The sequence below is a fragment of the Pseudomonas lopnurensis genome (assembly GCF_015070855.1).
GTDB classification, from domain to species: Bacteria; Pseudomonadota; Gammaproteobacteria; order Pseudomonadales; family Pseudomonadaceae; genus Stutzerimonas; species Stutzerimonas lopnurensis.
Genome location: NZ_JADDIX010000098.1, coordinates 315 through 20,071 on the forward strand (window position 1 = coordinate 315; position 19,757 = coordinate 20,071).

Annotated in this window: 21 protein-coding genes; 16 read left to right on the top strand and 5 right to left on the bottom strand. The window is 66.5% G+C overall.

Annotated features, from left to right (window positions below; genetic code table 11):
* Nucleotides 1-48: 48 nt before the first annotated feature.
* The 3 genes from IN820_RS20120 to IN820_RS20130 form a co-directional block, all read right to left on the bottom strand.
* The gene (locus IN820_RS20120; protein ID WP_193682668.1) at nucleotides 49-690 is read right to left on the bottom strand and encodes an oxidoreductase; all 642 of its coding nucleotides are present in this window, start codon (nucleotides 688-690) and stop codon (nucleotides 49-51) included.
* A 19-nt stretch (nucleotides 691-709) separates the two neighbouring features.
* Complete coding sequence (locus tag IN820_RS20125) at nucleotides 710-2,389, bottom strand: C13 family peptidase (RefSeq protein WP_193682669.1); 1,680 nt, start codon at nucleotides 2,387-2,389, stop codon at nucleotides 710-712.
* A 71-nt stretch (nucleotides 2,390-2,460) separates the two neighbouring features.
* A complete protein-coding gene (locus tag IN820_RS20130; RefSeq protein ID WP_193682670.1) occupies nucleotides 2,461-2,916 on the bottom strand; it encodes a MaoC family dehydratase in 456 nt (151 codons plus the stop codon).
* A gap of 178 nt (nucleotides 2,917-3,094) precedes the next feature.
* Here IN820_RS20130 and IN820_RS20135 point away from each other — a divergent pair, with 178 nt between their 5' ends.
* Genes IN820_RS20135 through IN820_RS20145 form a run of 3 tightly spaced genes read left to right on the top strand, consistent with a single transcriptional unit; the run spans nucleotide 3,095 to nucleotide 4,765 of the window.
* Nucleotides 3,095-3,457 carry a CidA/LrgA family protein gene (locus IN820_RS20135; RefSeq protein WP_193682671.1) on the top strand — a complete coding sequence of 121 codons (363 nt, stop codon included), beginning with the start codon at nucleotides 3,095-3,097 and terminating at the stop codon, nucleotides 3,455-3,457.
* 5 nt (nucleotides 3,458-3,462) lie between these two features.
* Entirely contained in the window at nucleotides 3,463-4,173 is a 711-nt protein-coding gene (locus IN820_RS20140; protein ID WP_193682804.1) for an LrgB family protein, read from the top strand.
* 10 nt (nucleotides 4,174-4,183) lie between these two features.
* The gene (locus IN820_RS20145; RefSeq protein ID WP_193682672.1) at nucleotides 4,184-4,765 is read left to right on the top strand and encodes an LON peptidase substrate-binding domain-containing protein; all 582 of its coding nucleotides are present in this window, start codon (nucleotides 4,184-4,186) and stop codon (nucleotides 4,763-4,765) included.
* 163 nt (nucleotides 4,766-4,928) lie between these two features.
* Here IN820_RS20145 and IN820_RS20150 read toward each other — a convergent pair whose 3' ends face one another.
* A complete protein-coding gene (locus tag IN820_RS20150) occupies nucleotides 4,929-6,248 on the bottom strand; it encodes a bifunctional DedA family/phosphatase PAP2 family protein (protein ID WP_193682673.1) in 1,320 nt (439 codons plus the stop codon).
* 207 nt (nucleotides 6,249-6,455) lie between these two features.
* Here IN820_RS20150 and IN820_RS20155 point away from each other — a divergent pair, with 207 nt between their 5' ends.
* From IN820_RS20155 to IN820_RS20215, 13 genes are all read left to right on the top strand, one after another.
* Nucleotides 6,456-7,721 (top strand): glutamate-5-semialdehyde dehydrogenase, encoded by a 1,266-nt coding sequence (locus tag IN820_RS20155; RefSeq protein WP_193682805.1) that lies wholly within the window; start codon nucleotides 6,456-6,458, stop codon nucleotides 7,719-7,721.
* Nucleotides 7,721-8,380, top strand: coding sequence for a nicotinate-nucleotide adenylyltransferase (nadD, locus tag IN820_RS20160; RefSeq protein WP_193682674.1), 660 nt, complete (start codon nucleotides 7,721-7,723; stop codon nucleotides 8,378-8,380). The genes IN820_RS20155 and nadD overlap by 1 nt, the downstream gene beginning before the upstream one ends.
* Nucleotides 8,381-8,395: 15 nt before the next feature.
* On the top strand, nucleotides 8,396-8,755 hold the full coding sequence (gene rsfS, locus IN820_RS20165; RefSeq protein WP_193682675.1) for a ribosome silencing factor: 360 nt from the start codon (nucleotides 8,396-8,398) through the stop codon (nucleotides 8,753-8,755).
* Between the two features lie 3 nt (nucleotides 8,756-8,758).
* On the top strand, nucleotides 8,759-9,226 hold the full coding sequence (gene rlmH / locus IN820_RS20170; RefSeq protein WP_193682676.1) for a 23S rRNA (pseudouridine(1915)-N(3))-methyltransferase RlmH: 468 nt from the start codon (nucleotides 8,759-8,761) through the stop codon (nucleotides 9,224-9,226).
* Between the two features lie 18 nt (nucleotides 9,227-9,244).
* Nucleotides 9,245-11,134 carry a penicillin-binding protein 2 gene (mrdA, locus tag IN820_RS20175; protein WP_193682677.1) on the top strand — a complete coding sequence of 630 codons (1,890 nt, stop codon included), beginning with the start codon at nucleotides 9,245-9,247 and terminating at the stop codon, nucleotides 11,132-11,134.
* Nucleotides 11,135-11,169: 35 nt separating this feature from the next.
* Nucleotides 11,170-12,273, top strand: a complete 1,104-nt coding sequence (gene rodA / locus IN820_RS20180; protein ID WP_193682806.1) for a rod shape-determining protein RodA — start codon at nucleotides 11,170-11,172, stop codon at nucleotides 12,271-12,273.
* A 44-nt stretch (nucleotides 12,274-12,317) separates the two neighbouring features.
* Complete coding sequence (gene mltB / locus IN820_RS20185) at nucleotides 12,318-13,295, top strand: lytic murein transglycosylase B (RefSeq protein WP_193682807.1); 978 nt, start codon at nucleotides 12,318-12,320, stop codon at nucleotides 13,293-13,295.
* Nucleotides 13,295-14,287, top strand: coding sequence for a septal ring lytic transglycosylase RlpA family protein (locus IN820_RS20190; RefSeq protein ID WP_193682808.1), 993 nt, complete (start codon nucleotides 13,295-13,297; stop codon nucleotides 14,285-14,287). The genes mltB and IN820_RS20190 overlap by 1 nt, the downstream gene beginning before the upstream one ends.
* A gap of 46 nt (nucleotides 14,288-14,333) precedes the next feature.
* Nucleotides 14,334-15,491, top strand: coding sequence for a D-alanyl-D-alanine carboxypeptidase family protein (locus tag IN820_RS20195; protein ID WP_193682678.1), 1,158 nt, complete (start codon nucleotides 14,334-14,336; stop codon nucleotides 15,489-15,491).
* A 66-nt stretch (nucleotides 15,492-15,557) separates the two neighbouring features.
* Nucleotides 15,558-15,842, top strand: coding sequence for a DUF493 domain-containing protein (locus IN820_RS20200; RefSeq protein ID WP_193682679.1), 285 nt, complete (start codon nucleotides 15,558-15,560; stop codon nucleotides 15,840-15,842).
* Entirely contained in the window at nucleotides 15,842-16,498 is a 657-nt protein-coding gene (lipB, locus tag IN820_RS20205; protein WP_193682680.1) for a lipoyl(octanoyl) transferase LipB, read from the top strand. Before IN820_RS20200 ends, lipB begins: the two co-directional genes overlap by 1 nt.
* Complete coding sequence (gene lipA, locus IN820_RS20210) at nucleotides 16,491-17,468, top strand: lipoyl synthase (RefSeq protein ID WP_193682681.1); 978 nt, start codon at nucleotides 16,491-16,493, stop codon at nucleotides 17,466-17,468. Before lipB ends, lipA begins: the two co-directional genes overlap by 8 nt.
* A gap of 397 nt (nucleotides 17,469-17,865) precedes the next feature.
* On the top strand, nucleotides 17,866-18,210 hold the full coding sequence (locus tag IN820_RS20215; protein ID WP_193682682.1) for a hypothetical protein: 345 nt from the start codon (nucleotides 17,866-17,868) through the stop codon (nucleotides 18,208-18,210).
* A 193-nt stretch (nucleotides 18,211-18,403) separates the two neighbouring features.
* On the opposite strand, the gene IN820_RS20220 is transcribed toward IN820_RS20215, so the two are convergent.
* Nucleotides 18,404-19,723 (bottom strand): lytic murein transglycosylase, encoded by a 1,320-nt coding sequence (locus tag IN820_RS20220; protein ID WP_193682683.1) that lies wholly within the window; start codon nucleotides 19,721-19,723, stop codon nucleotides 18,404-18,406.
* Nucleotides 19,724-19,757: the final 34 nt, after the last annotated feature.

Below are 19,757 nucleotides of genomic sequence, written 5' to 3' on the forward strand. Positions count from 1 at the left end.
TGCAGCTTGCAGCTTGCAGCTTGCAGCTTGCAGCTTGCAGCTTGCAGCCTATTTCCCGAGCTTCCTCAATTCATCCGATTCGACGATCCGCACGCCGTCGCCTTCCTCCAGCGCCAGGCGCCAGAGGGCGCGGGCCAGGGTGCAGGCCTCGATACCGTGGTACTTGCCCGGCAGCAACTGCGACAGCGGCGCGGCGATGCGCTCGGCCAGGCGCAGCTCCAGACGGGGGCCGAGCAGCTGCGAGGGGCGGGCGATGGTCAGTTGCGGCCAGCCCTGCCGTTGCAGCGCCGTCTCCATCTCGCCTTTCACACGGCAGTAGAAGATCGAGCTGTCCGGATCGGCGCCCAGCGAGCTGATCACCAGCAGGTGACGTGCGCCCATTTCGCGGGCGCGGTGCGCGAAGTCCACCACCAGGTCATGGTCGATGGCGCGAAAGGCCTCCTCGCTGCCGGCCTGCTTGCGCGTGCTGCCGAGGCAGCAGTAGGCGGTGTCGATGTCGCCGGACAGTTGCGGCAGCAAGGCACGCAGTTCGCCGACCGGATTCTCCAGGCGCGGGTGGGCGGCCAGCGGCCTGCGTGTAGGGGCCAGTACGCGCTCGACGGTGGGTTCGTTGAGCAGGCGATCGAGCAGGTGCTCGCCAGTCAGTCCGGTGGCGCCGGCAAGCAGAATGCGTTGTGGCGTCAGATACATGGTTTCGCTCCTGTGGCGATCATTGAGTGGTCGCGGTTCGCTGCCGCAGCACGTGCCGCCAGCGTTCGACAACCGTTTCGGGCGCCCATAGCTGCGGTTCCGAAGCCTGATAGTCGTCGGCGCGCTCGCGTTCGGCAACCTTTGCCTTCGCCAGCGTGAAGGCCTGCACGATGTCGTCGGTCTCTTGCAGCGCCTCGGCGAACAGGGCGCGGCCGAAATAGGTGAAGTCGCTTTCCTCCGAGCAGCCGAAGGATACGCGGTCGGCGCGCGCGGCGGTCATCACCAGGGTGCGCGGACCTTTCAGCGGCTCGATGAAGCCGCCCGAATAGCAGGCGGAAATCACCACCAGGGTATCGCGCGCCGCGAGCGGTTCCAGTAGCTGCGCGAGATCCTTCGCGGAAAGATCGTCGAGGCTCAGGCGCGGCTGCTCGAGCACCAACTGGTGATCCGCCGAACCGTGGCTGGTGAAGTAGAGGAAGATCAGGTCTTCCTCGCCGCTGCGCTCGGCCAGCGCCTGGATCGCCCGTGCCAGGTTTTCGCGGGTGGCCAGCGGGCGGTCGGCGAGGTGGGCGCGGTGATTGACCAGGCTGAGCTGCCCGTGGGCGGCGAAGCGTTGGGCCAGCAAGCGCTGCACATAGTCGGTTTCGCGCAGGAACACGCTTTGGCGGCCGTCGCCGGCGACCGCCAGCGAGTAGAGCTCCGCCGCCGCGGTGGAGGCGGGCAGGGCGGCGATGGCCTCGTCGAGCAGGCGGCCCTGGTCGAGCAGGGCGAGTTCCAGCGGGTCCGGCAGCGCTCGGTCGTGTTCGTCGCGGATGCGCCGGTCGTTGCGCCAGACGCCGCGCTGCCGGGTACCGTCGGCGAGCGTCAGCACGCCTTCGCCGACGAAGCGGCCCTGGCGGAAGCCGCCGGTGTAGAAGCTGCCGTCCGGGCGGTCGAGGCGGCCCTGGCCGTGATAGCGCCAGCGCTGGAACTGGCCGGCATAGCGGCTGCCGTCGCTGGCGAGGTGCGTGCCGGTGCCGTTCAGCTCGCCGTACTCGAAAGTGCCGCTCCAGATGTTGCCCTGGGTATCCTCGTAGCGTCCCTGGCCGTGGAACTGGTCGTGCTCGAACTGGCCGCTGTAGCGCTCGCCGCTGCTGGCCAGGTAGCGGCCCTCGCCACTCAGGCTGCCGTCGCGAAACTCCCCGGCGAACACGCCGTCGGCGTCGCTGCGGGTGCCCGGGCCCTGCGGCTGGCCCTTGCTGAAGTGTCCCTGGTAGCGCAGGCCGTCGGCATATTCCAGGCTGCCCTGGCCATGGTAGAGGTTGTCGCGAAACTCGCCTTCGTAGGTCGTGCCGTCCTGGCTGAAGCGCCCGTATCCGTGCATGCTGCCACGCTGGAATTGGCCTTCGTAGACGCCGCCCTCGGCATAGCTGAAGCGTCCGAGGCCGTCGAACAGGCCGTGCCTGAACTCGCCCTCGTAGCGGTCGCCGTTGGCGCCGAGCCAACTGCCCTGGCCGTGCCACTGGCCGTCCTTGAACTGCCCGAGGTAGTAGCTGCCGTTGGGGTAGTCGATGCGGCCGCTGCCCTGCAGCAGGCCATTCACGACCTCGCCGCGGTAGCGTCCGCCGTCGGGCAGCACGGCATTCGGCGGGGCGAGCGGCTCGCCCTCGCCGCAGGCGGCGAGCAGGCAGGTCAGCAGTAGCGGGAGAAGGCGAAGCATGCGGGCATCCGCTCAGGCAGGACGCCCGCAGTATGCCGCAAACAAAGCGGGCTGCGGCATTCGAGCGCAGTTCAGAGGATGCACAGCGCCAGGGTTTCGGCGATATAGGCGGGTTTTTCCGAGCCCTCGATCTCCATCTCGGCGCGGGCCTTGAGCAGCCACTGGCCGGGATTCTTCTCGTAGGCGTCGAGCAGCGTCAGCGCCAGGCGCACCCGCGAGCCGACGCGTACCGGCTGGATGAAACGCAGGCTGTCGAGGCCATAGTTGACACCCATCCGCGTGCCTTCGGGCACCACCAGCAGATCGCCCATCAGCATCGGCATCAGCGACAGCGAGAGGAAACCGTGGGCGATGGTGCCGCCGAATGGTGTCTGCGCGGCTTTCTCGGGGTCGACGTGGATGAACTGGTGGTCGCCGGTGCAGTCGGCGAACTGGTCGACGCGCTGCTGGTCGACCGTGAACCAGGCGGAGCGGCCCAGCGCCTTGCCGATATGGTCCTTGAGCTGTGCGACGGGTACCTGTGGCATGCGGCCTCCTGATTTTTCTTGTGATTGGGCATGGGCGCCGGTTGGGGCTTGGTCCTAGATCAGCGTGCGGCGAGCGTCGGAGCAAGCTGCATCGGTGGCGCGAATGGCCCGTCATAGCGCGGCGCGGGCGTCTGCTGGCGTTGCGGCATATAATGGCGAACTTTTGCCGGAGGCTCCCATGCTGCTTAGAGGCTTGACCTGGCTGGTCGTGTTCCAGTTGCTCGGCACCATGCTCAACGTATTGTTCCTGCCCATGCTGCCGGGGCCGATCATCGGCCTGGTGCTGCTGTTCGCCGGCCTGCTGGCGCGTGGTCGGGCCAGCGAGTCCCTGCAGCTGGCGGCGAGCAGCCTGCTGCGCTACCTGCCTCTGTTGCTGGTGCCGCCGGCAGTGGGCGTGATGGCCTATACCGAGGCGATTCTCGCGGACTTCTGGGCGATCGTCGGCGTGCTGGTGATTTCGCTGCTGATCTCGCTGGTATTCACCGGCTGGCTGATGCAACTGCTGATCAGGCGCAAGCAGGGCCGCCGGGAGGGCGCATGATGGAATTGCACTGGTATGCGGCCTGGCAGGCGCTGATTCATCACCCGCTGTTCGGTGTCGGCATCACCCTGGTGATCTTCCAGCTGGCCTATGCGGCCTACGAGAAGACCCGCTGGGTCTTCCTGCAGCCGGTGCTGGTATCGATGATACTGATCGTCGGCGTGCTGTTGCTCTGCGGTCTCGACTACGCGGAATACCGCATCAGCGCGCAATGGCTGACGCTCCTGCTGGGGCCGGCCACGGTGGCGCTGGCGGTGCCGCTGTACCTGAACCTGCGGCGGATCCGCGAGCTGTTCGGGCCGATCGTGATCACCCTGCTGGTCGCCGGGACCTTCGCCACCGCGTTGGGCATGGCGCTGGCCTGGGCGTTCGGCGCGGACGAAATGATCCTGATGACGCTGGCGCCGAAGTCGGTCACCTCGCCGATCGCCATGCTGGTGGCCGAGCAGATCGGCGGCGTGGTGGCGCTGGCGGCTGTGTTCGTGATGATCACCGGCGTGCTCGGGGCAATTCTCGGTCCGGAACTGTTGCGCCGTTTCGGGGTTCAGCATCCTGCGGCCCGCGGTATTGCCCTGGGCCTGACCGCCCACGCCGTGGGCACTGCGCAGGCGCTGCAGGAAAGCGACGAGTGCGGTGCCTTCGCGGCGTTGGCCATGAGCCTGATGGGGGTGATGACCGCGGTGCTGCTGCCGCTGGCCGTGGCCCTGTTGCTGTGATGGAGCTTGCATGAGATTGCCGTTGTTTCCGCTGGATACCGTGCTGTTTCCCGGTTGCATCCTCGACCTGCAGATTTTCGAGGCACGTTACCTGGACATGGTCAGCCAGTGCCTGAAGGCCGGGCATGGCTTCGGCGTGGTGCGCATCCTCGAAGGCCGCGAGGTCGGCACGGCGCCGGCGGCGTTCGCCGCTATCGGCTGCGAGGCGCTGATTCGCGACTGGCAGCAGCTTGCCAATGGCCTGCTCGGCATTCGCGTGGAAGGCGGGCGGCGTTTCGATGTGCAGTCATCCGAGGTGCTGCGCGACCAACTGACCGTGGCCCAGGTGAGCTGGCGCGACGAGGCCGCCGAGCGACCGCTGGCCGGGCAGCATGCCGATCTTGCGGTGTTGCTCGAAGCGCTCGGCCAGCATCCGATGGTCGAGAGCCTCGGCATGGCCCGGCCGGCCGCTGGGCAGCGGGCGCTGGCCAGCCAACTGGCCTATCTGTTGCCGTTCGAGGCCGAGCAGAAGATCGCATTGCTGGGGCTGGACGAGCCGGAGGTGCAGCTGGAGCAGATCCAGGCTCTGCTCGAGCGGTTGCAGGAGGGTTAGGGGGCGTTGGCGTTTGATACCAGCGCGTAGCTTGAGAAGGTAGGTTGGGTTGAGGAGCGCAGCGACGAAGCCCAACACGTTCGTGCCCAATCCCTGTTGGGCTTCGCTGCGCTCGGCGCCAACCTGCTCGCGAATGCCCGGACGCATCCATGACGCGCCAGATCTACTGATAGCGATACATCTGCATCGCCGTCGGCAACGCCCAGACACTGAACGCCCCGAGCAGGCCGAGACAGGCCGGCAGGACCAGCCACCACACCTTGGGTGCCAGCGCCAGCAGCGGGCTGCGCCATTGCACCAGCGTCAGGCTGGCTGCGCAGATACCGGCGGCCAGCAGTGCGCCGGCGGTGACGTCGGTGGTCCAATGCACCCCCAGATAGACCCGCGAAAGGGCGATGGCGATCGCCGGCAGGCTGGCCAGCAGCAGCCAGGTCAGGCGCAGGCGGGGCGGCTGGCCGCGTCCGGCGAGCACGCCGAGGGTGAGAAAGAAGGCGAAGGCCGCCGAACTGTGCCCGCTGGGAAAGCTGTAGCTGCTCAGCGGTTCCATCAGCACCTCCGGGCGGACGCGGGCGAACGCCGCCTTCAACGCGCCGTTGGCCAGCGCGGTGCCGAGCAGGGTGAGGATGGCGAACAGCGCCGCGCGCCATTGCCGCAGCAGCAGCAACAGCACGCTGAGCAGCACCCCGGCCCATAGCTGGGTGTGGAAGTCGCCGACCCGGGTGATGAGCACCATCACCCGGTCGAGCGCCGCACTGCGTTCGCCCTGGATGACCGCGAGCAGGCCCTCGTCGAGTTCCTTCAGGTGTGGCCAGCCGAGGAACAGGCCGAGCAGGATCGCGCCGCTCAGCCCGGCCGCCAGCGCGCTGACCCAGCGCAGCTGTCGCAGGCTGCCGAGCACCGTCGCCGCGATCAGCGCCAGCAGCGCCCCGGCGACCATCGCGGCCTCGCTCCAGAAGCCTTCGGCCAGCGGCAGGCGCAAGGCGGCGCCGGTAGCCCAGCCGGGCAGCAGATAGGCCATCGACCAGCCGGCGGTAGCGCACAGGCTGACCAGCAGGAAACGCCCGAACGGCATGTCGAGCATGCCGGCGGTCATCGGCAGCATGGGCCGCAATGGGCCGATGAAGCGCCCGACCAGCAGGCTGGCGACGCCGTAGCGCTGGAAATAGTGCTCGGCGCGCAGCAGCCATTCGGGATGGTCACGCAGGCCGCGCAGGCTTCGAATGCCCTGATGGTAGCGGCGGCCGAGGGCGTAGGACGCCAGGTCGCCGAGCAGGCCGCCGACGAAGCCGATCAGCAGGGTTTCGCCGAGGCTCAGCACGCCGCTGCCGGCCAGCACCGCGATGGCGAAGAGCAGCACGGTGCCCGGGATGAGCAGGCCGATCACGGCCAGGCATTCCATGCAGGTGACGATGAGCAGCACCAGGCCCAGCCATTGCGGATTGACGGCGAGCCAACTGGTGAGGGTGTCGAGCCACTGGCTCATTCGGTTTTCCTTGGATCGGGGTCGCCTTTCGACTGGCGAAAGGGTCATGGGTTTCGTCCGCGAATGATACGCCGCCGTCCGTCTGCTCGGCTGTCGGGACGGTGACCGGCTGCCGGGTTTCGCATGTTCTTAACCCGGCGCCGCTGTGCGCGGGCAGCCGGGGTGGCTATAATCAGCGGCTTTCCCTTCAGTCAGGCCAGCAAGACCATGACCGAGTCCGTGCTCGACTACATGACCCGCCTGGGCCGCGCCGCGCGCGAGGCCTCGCGGGTGCTCGCGCGTGCCAGCACCGCGCAGAAGAACCGTGCCCTGCAGGCCGCCGCGGCCGCGCTCGATGCCGCTCGCGACGAGTTGGTGGCCGCCAACCAGAAGGATCTGGCCGGTGGTCGCGCCAACGGCCTGGACGCGGCGATGCTCGATCGCCTGGCGCTGACGCCCAAGGTGATCGACGGCATGATCGAAGGGCTGCGCCAGGTTGCCGCGCTGCCGGACCCGATCGGCGCGATCCGCGACATGCGCTACATGCCGTCGGGCATCCAGGTCGGCAAGATGCGTGTGCCGCTGGGCGTGGTCGGCATCATCTACGAGTCGCGTCCCAACGTGACCATCGATGCCGCCAGCCTGTGCCTGAAGTCGGGCAACGCGACCATCCTGCGCGGTGGTTCCGAGGCGATCCATTCCAACCAGGCGATCGCCCGCTGCATCCAGCTCGGCCTGGCCGAGGCCGGCTTGCCGGCCGCCGCCGTGCAGGTGGTGGAAACCACCGACCGCGCCGCCGTCGGCGCGCTGATCGGCATGCCGGAATACGTCGACGTGATCGTGCCGCGCGGCGGCAAGGGCCTGATCGAGCGCATCAGCCGTGACGCCAGGGTGCCGGTGATCAAGCACCTGGACGGCATCTGCCACGTCTACATCGACGTCGCCGCCGATGTGGACAAGGCCGTCCGCATAGCCGACAACGCCAAGACCCAGCGCTACGCGCCGTGCAACACGATGGAAACGCTGCTGGTGCATGGTGCGCTGGCCGCGCAGGTACTGCCGCCGCTGGCCGCCATCTACCGCGACAAGGGCGTCGAGCTGCGTGGCTGCCCGCGTACCCGTGAACAGCTCGGCAGCGGCGTACTGGAGGCCAGCGAGCAAGACTGGTCGACCGAGTACAACGCGCCGATCCTCTCGATCCGCATCGTCGATTCGCTGGATGCGGCCATCGAGCACATCAACCGTTACGGTTCGCAGCACACCGACGCGATCGTGACGGAGAACTTCACCGATGCCCGGCGCTTCATCACCGAGGTGGATTCCGCCTCGGTGATGGTCAATGCCTCGACGCGTTTCGCCGATGGTTTCGAGTACGGCCTGGGCGCCGAGATCGGCATCTCCACCGACAAGCTGCATGCCCGCGGCCCGGTCGGCCTGGAAGGGCTGACCAGCGAGAAGTACGTGGTCTTCGGCGACGGTCACGTTCGCACTTGATGGCGCGACGCAGCGGCGCCCGACGCATCGGCATTCTCGGCGGCACCTTCGATCCGGTGCACATCGGCCATCTGCGCGGCGCGCTGGAGGTGGCCGAGATGTTCGGGCTCGACGAGCTGCGGCTGATTCCCAATGCCCGGCCGCCGCATCGCGATACCCCCAATTGCTCGGCGCAGGACCGCCTGGCCATGGTGCGCCTGGCGGTGCAGGACCTGCCGCCGCTGTGCGTGGACGCGCGCGAGCTGGAGCGGGAAAAGCCGTCCTACACCATCGATACGCTGATTTCCCTGCGCGCCGAGCTGGACGCGGACGATCAGTTGCTGCTGGTGGTGGGCTGGGATGCCTTCTGCGGGCTGCCCACCTGGCATCGCTGGGAGGAGCTGCTCGACTACTGCCATATCCTCGTGCTGCAGCGGCCGGATGCCGGCAGCGAGGCGCCGCAGGCGCTGCGCGATCTGCTCGCGGCGCGCAGCGTGCCCGATCCACAGGCGCTCTCCGGTGGCAGCGGACAGATCGCCTTCGTCTGGCAGACGCCGCTGGAGGTGTCCGCCACACAGATTCGCCAATTGCTGGCCAGCGGCAAGTCGATCCGGTTCCTGGTTCCCGACGCCGTACTGGCTTATATCAACGCGCACGGACTGTACCGGGCGTCGAACTGAGGTTGTTTTCACGTTATGCAAAATGAAGCTTTGGTCCAGCTGGCGGTCGCCGCGCTGGAAGACCTGAAAGGCCAGGACATCACCACCATCGATGTCCGCGGCAAGACCAGCGTCACCGACTACATGATCATCGCCAGCGGCAGTTCCAGCCGGCACGTCAAATCGCTCGTCGAAAACGTGCTGGAGAAGGTCAAGGAGCAGGGCGTTCGCCCGCTGGGCAGCGAAGGTCTCGAAGGCGGTGAGTGGGCGCTGCTCGACCTGGGTGATGTGGTCGTCCACGTGATGCAGGTGCCGACCCGCCAGTTCTACGACCTCGAGCGCCTCTGGCAGGGCGCCGAGCAGAGTCGCGCGCAGCACGCTCAAGACCCGGAATAAGCCGTGCGAATCAAGCTGATTGCGGTCGGCTCGAAGATGCCGCGCTGGGTCGAGGACGGCTGGCAGGAATATGCCAAGCGGCTGCCGTCCGAGCTGCCGCTGGAGCTGCACGAGGTCCCGCTCAACACCCGCGGCAAGAATGCCGACGTGGCGCGGTTGATTCGCCAGGAAGGCGAGGCCATGCTGGGCAAGGTCCAGCCCGGCGAGCGTATCGTCACGCTGGAGGTGCACGGCAAGCCCTGGAGCACCGAACAGCTGGCGGCGGAGCTGGAACGCTGGCGCCTCGATGCGCGCAACGTCAACCTGATGGTTGGCGGCCCGGAAGGGCTGGCGCCCGAGGTCTGCGCGCGCAGCGAGCAGCGCTGGTCGCTGTCGCCGCTGACCCTGCCGCACCCGCTGGTGCGTATCCTGATCGGCGAACAGATCTACCGCGCCTGGACGCTGCTGTCCGGTCATCCCTATCACAAGTAGTACGCGAACCCCTTCAAGATGCCGCAACCGATTCAGCTCAAGGATCACGAAAAGGACGCCATTCTGGTGCGCCGTCGTGTCCTGGTGGGCCTCGTTCTCGTGTTGCTGCTGATCGGCGTGCTGGCGGCGCGGATGTATTACTTGCAAGTGGTGCAGTTCGAGTACCACTCGACGCTCTCGGAGAACAACCGCGTTCACGTGCAGCCGATTCCGCCCAACCGCGGGCTGATCTTCGATCGCCAGGGACGGGTCATTGCCGACAACCGGCCGAGCTTCAGCCTGACCGTGACCCGCGAGCGGGCCGGCGACTGGAAGCGGGTGCTGGATTCGGTAGTGGAAGTGCTGGGGCTGAGCGAGGAAGACCGCGTGCTGTTCGAGAAGCGCGTGCTGCAGGGGCGCCGGCCGTTCGAGCCGGTGCCGATCCTGTACGAGCTGTCCGAAGAGCAGATCGCGCGCGTCGCGGTGAACCAGTTCCGTCTGCCCGGCGTCGAGGTGGCGGCGCAACTGGTCCGCCATTACCCGCAGGGGGCACATTTCGCGCATTCGGTGGGCTACGTCGGGCGGATCAACGAGCAGGAGCTCAAGCAGCTCGACCCGGTCAACTACAGCGGCACGCACCATATCGGCAAGACCGGCATCGAGAAGTTCTACGAGGACGTGCTGCACGGCCAGGTCGGCTACGAGGAGGTGGAGACCAATGCCCGCGGGCGGGTCCTGCGCGTGCTCAAGCGGACCGATCCGGTGCCCGGCAAGGACATCACCCTGTCGCTGGATCTCGACCTGCAGGAAGCCGCGGAGCAGGCCCTGGGCGGGCGCCGCGGCGCAATCGTCGCGCTGCTGCCCAATTCCGGCGAGGTGGTGGCGATGGTCAGCCAGCCGAGCTTCAACCCCAACCTGTTCGTCACCGGCATCAGCTTCAAGGACTATGGCGAGCTGCGCGACTCCATCGACCGCCCGCTGTACAACCGGGTGCTGCGCGGGCTCTACCCGCCGGGCTCGACCATCAAGCCGATGATGGCCGTCGCCGGGCTCGATGCCGGCGTGATCACGCCGACCAGCCGGGTGTTCGATCCGGGCTTCTTCCAGTTGCCCAATGTCCAGCACAAGTACCGCAACTGGAACCGCAGCGGCGATGGCTGGGTGAACCTGGATCTGGCCATCGCCCGTTCCAACGACACCTACTTCTACGACATGGCGCACAAACTGGGCATCGATCGCATGCACGACTACATGACCCGCTTCGGCCTGGGGCAGCGGGTCTCGCTGGACATGTTCGAGGAAACCGCGGGGCTGATGCCGTCGCGCGAATGGAAGCGGGCGCGCTACCGCCAATCCTGGTATCCCGGCGAAACGGTGATTCTCGGCATCGGCCAGGGCTACATGCAGGCCACGCCGCTGCAGCTGGCCCAGGCCACCGCCCTGGTGGCGACCCGCGGCAAGTGGATTCGCCCGCACCTGGCACGCAGCATCGCTGGCGAGCCGCCGCGAGACCCCAATCCGCTGCCGGACATCGAGCTGCGCGACCCGCGCTACTGGGATTACGCCGCGCACGGCATGGAGCAGGTCCTGCATGGCCCGCGTGGCACGGCGCGCAAGGTCGGTGACGCCTCGGCCTACCGCATCGCCGGCAAGAGCGGTACCGCGCAGGTGGTGGCGATCAGGCAGGGCGAGAAGTACGACAGTGCCAAGCTGGCCGAGCGACATCGCGACCATGCGCTGTTCGTCGCGTTCGCGCCGGTGCACGATCCGCAGATCGCCGTGGCGGTGATGGTCGAGAACGGCGAATCCGGCTCGGGCGTCGCCGCGCCGGTGGCCAAGATGGTGATGGATGCCTGGCTGCTGGACGAGGACGGCAAACTGAAGGCCGAGTTCGCTCCGCCGTTGACCGCGGACGGGGAAAAGCCATGAGCGGCAACTTCGATCGCGTCCTGTCGCGCGACACCCTGCGGCGTCGCGCCAGCCTGTTGCTGCGCCTGCATATCGACGGCCTGTTGCTGTTGCTGTTGCTGATCCTGGCCGCCGGCAGCCTGTTCATCCTCTATTCGGCCAGCGGCAAGAACTGGGACCTGGTGATCAAGCAGGCGACGTCCTTCGGCATCGGTCTCGGCGCAATGCTGGTGATCGCCCAGTTCGAGCCGCGCTTCATGGCGCGCTGGGTGCCGTTGGGCTACCTGGGCGTGGTGACGCTGCTGGTCGCGGTGGAAGTCGCGGGGCATACCGCGATGGGCGCGACGCGCTGGATCAACATCCCGGGGCTGATCCGCTTCCAGCCGTCCGAATTCATGAAGATCATCATGCCGATGACCATCGCCTGGTATCTCTCCACGCGCAGCCTGCCGCCGAGCCTCAAGCACACCGCCATCAGCCTGGCGCTGATCCTGATTCCCTTCGTGCTGATCCTCAAGCAGCCCGATCTCGGCACGGCTCTGCTGATCCTCGCCTCAGGCGCCTTCGTGCTGTTCATCGGCGGCCTGCGCTGGCGCTGGATCGTCGGGGCGGTGGCAGCGGTGGTGCCGATCGCGGTGGGCATGTGGTTCTTCGTGCTGCACAACTACCAGAAGCAGCGCGTGCTGACCTTCCTCGATCCGGAGAGCGATCCGCTGGGCACCGGCTGGAACATCATCCAGTCGAAGGCGGCGATCGGCTCGGGCGGGGTCTTTGGCAAGGGCTGGCTGGCCGGCACCCAGTCGCACCTGGATTTTTTGCCGGAAAGCCATACCGACTTTATCATCGCGGTGCTCGCCGAAGAGTTCGGCCTGGTGGGCGTCTGCCTGCTGTTGCTGGTGTACCTGCTGCTGATCACCCGCGGGCTGGTGATCACCGTGCAGGCGCAGACGCTGTTCGGAAAATTGTTAGCCGGTGCGTTGACGATGACATTCTTCGTTTACGTTTTCGTCAATATCGGTATGGTCAGTGGGCTGCTGCCGGTGGTGGGGGTGCCGTTGCCCTTCATCAGCTATGGTGGAACTTCGTTGGTGACCCTGCTGTCAGGGTTCGGGGTTTTGATGTCGATCCACACCCATCGCAAGTGGATCGCGCAGGTTTGAGAGTGAATTCGTTGATTGCATTACGGCGTGGCTGGGTGGCACGGATGTTCGGGGGCATGGGCTTGGCTGGCGCGGTCATGGGGGCTCAACCGCTGCTGGCGGCCGATTACGCGGGGCCCAACGTGCACGAGTTCGTCGCCGAGATGACCCGCGACTACGGCTTCGCCGACGAACAGTTGCTCGAACTGTTCGCCCAGGCCGAGCGCAAGCAGGTCATTCTCGATGCCATTTCGCGGCCGGCCGAACGGGTCAAGCCGTGGAAGGAATACCGGCCGATCTTCATCACCGACTCGCGCATCGCCCAGGGCGTCGACTTCTGGCGCGAAAACCAGGAGGCGCTGGGGCGCGCCGAGGCCGAATACGGCGTGCCGGCCGAGGTGATCGTCGCCATCATCGGCGTGGAAACCTTCTACGGACGCAACACCGGCAACTACCGGGTCATCGACGCGCTGTCCACGCTGGGCTTCGACTATCCGCCGCGCCAGCCCTTCTTCCGCCAGCAGCTCAAGGAATTCCTCCTGCTCGCCCGCGAAGAACAGGTCGATCCGCTCACGCTCAAGGGCTCCTATGCCGGCGCCATGGGCCTGCCGCAGTTCATGCCGAGCAGTTTCCGCGCCTATGCGGTGGATTTCGACGGCGATGGCCACATCGACATCTGGAACAACCCGGTGGATGCCATCGGCAGTGCCGCCAGCTACTTCAAGCAGCACGGCTGGGTGGCGGGCGAGCCCGTGGTGGCGCGCGCCGAAGTGTCCGGCGAGCGTTACGAGGAAGGCCTGACGGTCGGCCTGGAGCCGCTGAAGAATGCCGCCCAATTGCGCAGCCTGGGCTGGAAAACCCGGCAGCCGGTGGCCGATGAGACGGCCGTGACGGCGTTCCGCCTGGAAGGCGCCGAGGGCGACGAATACTGGCTGGGGCTGCCGAATTTCTATGTCATCACGCGCTACAACCGCAGCGTGATGTATGCCATGGCGGTTCACCAACTGTCTCAGCGACTGGCCGAAGCACGAGGCGCACAATGATGACTCCCTGCTCCAGGCTGGTGGCACTGGGCATCACCGCTGCGCTGTTGGCGAGCTGCTCGTCGGCACCCACGCCAACCGTCTCGGCGGGCAAGGGCAGCGGTATCAGCGGCCCCGGCGACTATGCGCGCCCGCACAAGGATGGCGCGCCCTGGTGGGACGTGGATGTTTCGCAGATCCCGGACGCGATACCCATGCCGCATTACGGCCCGGTGAAGGCCAACCCCTACACTGTGCTGGGCAAGACCTACTACCCGATCAACGACGGTCGCCGCTATTCGGCCACCGGGACCGCTTCCTGGTACGGCACCAAGTTCCATGGCCAGCCGACCGCCAACGGCGAGAAGTACGACCTGTACGGTATGAGCGCGGCGCACAAGACCTTGCCGCTGCCGAGCTATGTCAAGGTGACCAACCTGGACAACGGCAAAAGCGTGACGCTGCGGGTCAACGACCGCGGGCCGTTCTATTCCGATCGCATCATCGATCTTTCCTTCGCGGCGGCGAAGAAGCTCGGCTACGCTGAAAGCGGCACGGCGCGAGTGAAGGTCGAGGGTATCGACCCTCACGCCTGGTGGGCCGAACAGGGCCGTCCGGTGCCCACCGTGCTGGCGCAGCCGCAGGTGGCCGCGGCCAGGCCGGCGGCCAGCAGCATGGCGCAGCCCATCGAGCAGTACACGCCACCGCCCCAGCAGCACGCCGCGGCCACCGTGCCGGTCGAGGTAGCGGCAAACGCAAACGCTTCGTCCGCGGCCGCCGGCCTGTTTCTCCAGGTGGGCGCCTTCGCCAATCCGGATGCGGCGCAACTGCTCAAGGACAAGCTGAGCGGCGTGGTTTCCGCCCCGGTATTCATCAGCTCGGTGGTGCTCAACCAGCAGACCCTGCACCGGGTACGGCTGGGGCCCATCGACACGCCGGACGAAGCCGTGCGGCTCGAACAGAGTGTCCGCCTGGCCAACCTGGGGCAACCCAGGCGCGTGGCAGCCGACTGATCCGTACTATCGACCCCCTGTTTTACCTGACCAACTTGAGATTCGGATGAATATCACCAGCTTCGTTAACCGCTTCGTAGTCCTCGCCCTGCTGACGCTCGCCCCGGCCGCCTGGGCGGCCCCGATCGTGCCGTCCGCCCCGCAACTGGCGGCCAAGTCCTACATGCTGTTGGACGCGGCCAGCGGCGAGGTGCTGGTGGAGCACAACGGCGACGAGCGCCTGCCGCCGGCCAGCCTGACCAAGCTGATGACCGCCTACATCGCCACCCTGGAAATCCAGAAAGGCCAGATCAGCGACCGCGACATGGTCAACGTCAGCGAGAAGGCCTGGCGCACCGGCGGTTCGCGGATGTTCATCCAGGTCGATACCCAGGTGTCGGTGGACGATCTGCTGCACGGCATCATCATCCAGTCCGGCAACGACGCCAGCGTGGCGATGGCCGAGCACATCGCCGGCAGCGAGGAAGCCTTCGCCGACCTGATGAACAGCACCGCGCAGCGCCTGGGCATGAGCAACACGCACTTCGTCAATGCGACCGGCCTGCCGCACCCGGAGCACTACTCCTCGGCCCACGACATGGCCAAGCTGGCCCGCGCGATCATCTACGAGGACCCGGCGCACTACGCCATCTACGCGCAGAAGGAATTCTTCTGGAACAACATCAAGCAGCCCAACCGCAATCTGCTGCTGTGGCGCGACAAGACCGTCGACGGCCTGAAGACCGGGCACACCGAGGAAGCCGGCTATTGCCTGGTGGCGTCCGCGGTGCGCGATGGCATGCGCCTGATTTCCGTGGTATTCGGCACCGCCAGCGAGCAGGCGCGCGCCGCCGAGACGCAGAAGCTGCTGACCTACGGCTTCCGTTTCTTCGAGACCCGCACCTTCTACCAGAAGGGCCAGGAACTGGCGCAGGCGCAGGTCTGGAAGGGCCAGCAGGACACGCTCAAGGCCGGCCTGGCCCAGGACCTCACCATGACCCTGCCGCGTGGCCAGGTGGAGAAGCTGGAGGCGGTGATGAGCTTCGACGGCACCCTGACCGCGCCGATCCAGCAGGGCGACGTGATCGGCAAGGTCGAGGTCAAGCTGGGCGACAAGGTGGTGCGCAGCACCGATCTGGTTGCCCTGGAGGCCGTCGAAGAAGGTGGGCTGTTCCGGCGTTTTTGGGATAGCATTCGCCTGTTCTTCTACAGCCTGTTCAACTGACCACGCTCGAGCGCGTCCTGGCCCATCCGGCCTCGGCGCGCCTGCGGATCACGAGTCCGTTACGCCATGACCGATAGCCAAAACGATATTCCCGCGCCCAAGATCGACTTCCCCTGCGAGCGTTACCCGATCAAGGTGATCGGCGACGCCGGCGAGGGCTTCCGCGAGGCCGTGATCGAGGTGATCCAGCGTCACGCACCGGGCTTCGACGAAACCACGGTGGTCACGCGCGACAGCCGCAACGGGCGCTTCCTGTCGCTGCAGGTGCTGATCACTGCTACCGGCGTCGAGCAGCTGCAGGCCATTCATATCGACCTGCGCGCCACTGGCCGTGTCCATATGGTGCTGTGATGACCCACGACGTGGGTGTGCGTGAGCTCGGTCTGATCGACTATCGGACTGCCTGGCAGGCCATGCAGCATTTCACCAACACCCGCGGCCCCGACAGCGGCGATGAGATCTGGCTGCTGCAGCACCCCCCGGTGTTTACCCAGGGCCAGGCGGGCAAGGCCGAACACGTGCTGTTCCCCGGTGATATTCCGGTGGTGCAGGTCGACCGTGGCGGGCAGGTGACCTATCACGGGCCGGGCCAGTTGGTCGGCTACCTGTTGCTGGACGTGCGCCGGCTCGGCATCGGCGTGCGCGAACTGGTCAGCCGTATCGAGCAGAGCCTGGTCGCGCTGCTGGCCGGCTATGGCGTCGAGGCCGTGGCCAAGCCGGATGCACCGGGTGTCTACGTCGACGGCGCGAAGATCGCCTCCCTGGGCCTGCGCATTCGCAACGGCCGCTCCTTCCACGGCCTGGCGCTGAACGTGGACATGGATCTCGAACCTTTCCGGCGCATAAACCCCTGCGGTTATGCAGGGCTGCCCATGACCCAGTTGCGTGACCTGATCGGCCCGGTCGACTTCTCTGAAGTCCTCGGCCGACTGCGAGCGCAACTGGTTCGGCAGCTCGGATACGCGCAACAGAAGACCCTCGCGGGCGGAATCGAAGCATATGAGTAGTGTAGAAACAGCGGGCAAGCGTCCGGCCAAGGTAGAGGCAGGCGTCAAGCTGCGCGGAGCGGAGAAGGTCGCGCGGATTCCGGTGAAGATCATTCCCACCGACGAGCTGCCGAAGAAGCCCGACTGGATCCGGGTGCGCATTCCGGTTTCGCCCGAGGTCGATCAGATCAAGCAGACACTGCGCAAGCACAAGCTGCACAGCGTCTGCGAGGAAGCCTCCTGCCCGAACCTGGGCGAATGCTTCTCCAGCGGCACCGCCACCTTCATGATCATGGGCGACATCTGCACCCGCCGTTGCCCGTTCTGCGACGTCGGCCACGGCCGGCCCAATGCGCTGGACCCCAACGAGCCGAAGAACCTCGCCCAGGCCATCGCCGACATGCGCCTGAAATACGTGGTGATCACCTCGGTGGACCGCGACGACCTGCGCGACGGCGGCGCCCAGCATTTCGCCGACTGCCTGCGCGAGATCCGCAAGCTGTCGCCGGGCATCCAGCTGGAAACCCTGGTGCCCGACTACCGCGGGCGCATGGAAATCGCCCTGGAGATCACCGCCAGCGAGCCGCCGGACGTGTTCAACCACAACCTGGAAACCGTGCCGCGGTTGTACAAGTCCTCGCGCCCGGGTTCGGACTTCGAGTGGTCGCTGGACCTGCTGGAGAAGTTCAAGCAGCGCGTGCCGGGGGTGCCGACCAAGTCTGGGCTGATGCTCGGGCTGGGCGAGACCGACGAGGAAGTCATCGAGGTCATGCAGCGCATGCGTGAGCACGACATCGACATGCTGACCCTCGGCCAGTACCTGCAGCCCTCGCGCAGTCATCTGCCGGTGCAGCGCTTCGTCCATCCCGACACCTTCGCCTGGTTCGCCGAGGAAGGGATGAAGATGGGCTTCAAGAACATCGCCTCCGGCCCGCTGGTGCGTTCGTCCTACCACGCCGATCAGCAGGCGCACGGCGCCAAGCAGGACTGAGCGCCGCTCCGGCATGGCCAAAGCCAGGCCGAACTCTTTGAGAAACCGCGCGGACAGCCCAGGTTGTTCGCGCGGTTTTTCTTTTTGGCTCTGCCTGAGTTGGCTGTTGCGGATGTACGTACCCTTGTGGGAGCGGGCGGGGACGCCGAGTCCATGCCCGCGAACAAGGCCCATGCACAAGCGTGGTTATCTTCGCGGGCATGGCCCGCTCCTACGGAACGCAGTCGCGTTTCGAGCTGATGTGCGCCATTCACTGAACCGCGAGGCAAGGCATCGGCTGATCGGTGGGGCGCAGATTGTGATGGGGTTGGCAAGAAAATTGCGGCATTTCACCGCATTAGACTTTGGTCTATAGTGGCTCCGTTTACACCACGAGGCCAACCGAGGGCCACTGCAGATGAACGAACCCCAGTTAAAGAACTTGCTTGATGATCTGGATGCCGCGAAGGTCGAATGCGACGCGATGAGCCGCCTGGTGGTGACGCGTCTGGCCAAGCAGCATATCCCGTACCAAGCGATGTTGGGGCAGGTGGAGCTGGACGGTAAGGTGCTGTCGCCGCATTTCTGGGTCGAGGCCGATGGTTGCGTGATCGACTACCGGGCGCGCCAGCGTCTGGGCGGCGACCAGCGGGTACCGCACGGCGTGGTGCCGCGCGAGGCGGTACAGGCCCATTACAAGGGCCAGCAGGTGGTCATCGACCCGCTGCCGGATTACCTCTACGAGGTAGCCGTCAAGCATTGATGGTCTTCAGGCCTGCGCTATGGATGGAAGAAAAAGCCCCGGCATGGTCTGCCGGGGCTTTTTTGTGGGTGCGTTGGTGTCGCTGCTAGCGGGTTGGCAAAACCGACCACCGAACGTGCTGGTACTTCTGCTTTCGTCCCCGCCGCCGATCCCATGAGTCATGACACCGATAGCCACTCGGACGCGTGCCTCTTCAAGGGCTTCGGCTGGGTTCGTCGAGGGGCTGGGCGCGTAACTGCCCCAGCAGTTCCTGGGTGGGGTGCCCGTCGGCCGGCCAGCCCAGGCGCTGCTGGAAACCCCGGATGGCCCTGCGCGTATTGGCGCCGATGATGCCGTCCGGCATGCCGGCATCGAACCCTTGGGCCAGCAGGCGCTCCTGCAGTTCCAGGCGCTCGGTGCGGCTCAACGGCTGTTCGCCGCGCGGCCAGCTCCCGGCCACCTGGCCCTTGCCCTGGAAACTCTCCGCCAGCAGCCCGATGGCCAGCGCGTAGGCCGAGGAATTGTTGTAGCGCAGGATGGCGCGGAAGTTGTCGAGGATCAGGAACGCCGGGCCGCGGTGGCCGGCCGGCAGCAGCAGGCTGGCGCTGGCCTCGTCCCTGTCGCTGGGCAGGCCGCGCAGGCCGAGGCTGCGCCAGTCGGCCAGCGGCTTGCGTATCTCGTTGTCGGCCAGGGCGTAGTCGAAGCCCGTCGGCAACTGCACTTCGAAACCCCAGGGCTGGCCCTGTTTCCAGCCGGACGCCTGCAGGTAGTGCGCGGCCGAGGCGAGTGCGTCGGCGGAACTGTTCCAGATGTCGCGCCGACCGTCGCCGTCGAAGTCCACCGCATGGGTGTTATAGGTGGTCGGGATGAACTGGGTCTGGCCCATGGCGCCGGCCCAGGAGCCGCGCATCTGTTCCGGGCGGATGTCGCCGTGCTGCAGGATGTCCAGCGCGGCGAGCAACTGGCTCTTGGCGAACGCGGGACGGCGGCCCTCGTGGGCGAGGGTGGCCAGCGAGCGGATCACCGACTTGTCGCCCATGATCTGGCCGAAACTGCTTTCCAGTCCCCAGACCGCCACCAGCGCTTCGCGATCGACGCCGTAGCGGGCCTCGATGCGGTCCAGGGTGGCGGCGTGTTCGTTGAGCAGGCGCCGGCCGGTGCGCACGCGCTGCGCTGAGATGGCCCCTTCCAGATACTTCCAGACCGGCCGGGTGAACTCCGGCTGGCTGCGATCGGCCTCGATCACGCCGGGGTCGGGAAGAACTCCGGCAAAGGCCCGGTCGAAGGTCGCAGCGGAAATACCGGCCACCAGCGCTTCGCCGCGAAACTGTTCGCGCCACTGTTCGAAGCTGGGCCGGCTGGGTTCGACAAGTGCGTCGACGACGGCAGTCGCGCTGCGCTGACCCGCGACGGATGCGCTGTCGACCAGGTTGGATTGGGCAAGGGGTTCCGCCGCACAAGCGACCATCAGGCTCATCGCCGAGCCGGCAACCAGGATGCGCAGCAGCAGAACGGGAACGAAGGTGTGATACATGCACCGGTCTCGGGTTGGTCGTCGGCCGCTGACC